Raw genomic sequence first — 923 nt, forward strand, 5'->3', positions numbered from 1 at the left:
AAGGCCTGGGCGCTGGAGATTTCACCGCCCTGGTTGAGCACGGTCTTGAGGTTTTTCAGCAACAGGGTGCCGGGGGCGTTGATCAGGCCGCCCTGGTTATCCAGCAGGCCCTGGTTCACGTCCAGGCTCAGGGAGGTGGCGCTGGTCAGGCTGCCTTGCTGTTGCTCGAGGCTGCTGACGCTGGCGACCAGTGCCTGGCGGCTGGCAATGCTGCCGCCGTGGTTGGTCAGCTTCGCGGCGGTCAGGTCCAGGCGCTCGCCACTGCTGAGGCGGCCTTTCTGGCTGTTGTTCAGGTCGCCGGTGTCGATCGTCACCCGGCCCTTGGCGCTGACGGTGCCTTGCAGGCTGTTGTCGAGGCCGGTGCTGGTCAGGGTCAGGGCGTCATCGGTGACCAGTTCGCCGCCCTGGTTGCCGAGGGCGCCGGCCATGTCGAGGGTCAGGGTGCCGGCGCTGGAGACGCTGCCCGCCGTGTTGGTCAGGCTGCCCGCCTCGATTGTCAGCTTGCCTTCGCTGCTGATCAGGCCCTGGCTGTTGTCCAGTGCGCCCGAGAGGTCGAGGCCCAGCCCAGACAGGCCACTGATCACCCCGCCGCTATTGTCCAGCGAGGCGCCGGTCAGGGTCAGGCCGGTCTTGCCGGACAAAACACCCTCGGTGCGGTTGGTGGTGGTCTGGGCGATCTCGAGGGTCAGGGCCTGTTGCGCCAGGACCTGGCCGCCGGTGTTGGTCAGGGTCTGGCCGGTCAGGGTGATGCCCTGCTGGCTGGAGATTTCACCGCCCTGGTTGTCGATGTCATCGACGGTGAGGGTCAGGGCCTCGCCGGCCCCCACAAAGCCCTTGAGGCGGTTGTTCAGGGTGTCGCCGGTCAGGCTCAGCGCCCCCAGGGCGAAGAGTTGCCCGCCCTGCTGTTGCAGGTTGCCGATCAC

At 67.4% G+C, this 923-nt stretch carries 1 protein-coding gene; it reads right to left on the reverse strand.

Features of this window, described 5'->3' with window-relative positions; genetic code table 11:
* A partial coding sequence (locus tag K5D32_RS25765) for a hypothetical protein (RefSeq protein ID WP_221602326.1) occupies positions 1 to 923 on the reverse strand: 923 nt, incomplete at both ends.

The sequence above is a fragment of the Pseudomonas cichorii genome (assembly GCF_019719005.1).
Classification (GTDB): Bacteria; Pseudomonadota; Gammaproteobacteria; order Pseudomonadales; family Pseudomonadaceae; genus Aquipseudomonas; species Aquipseudomonas cichorii_E.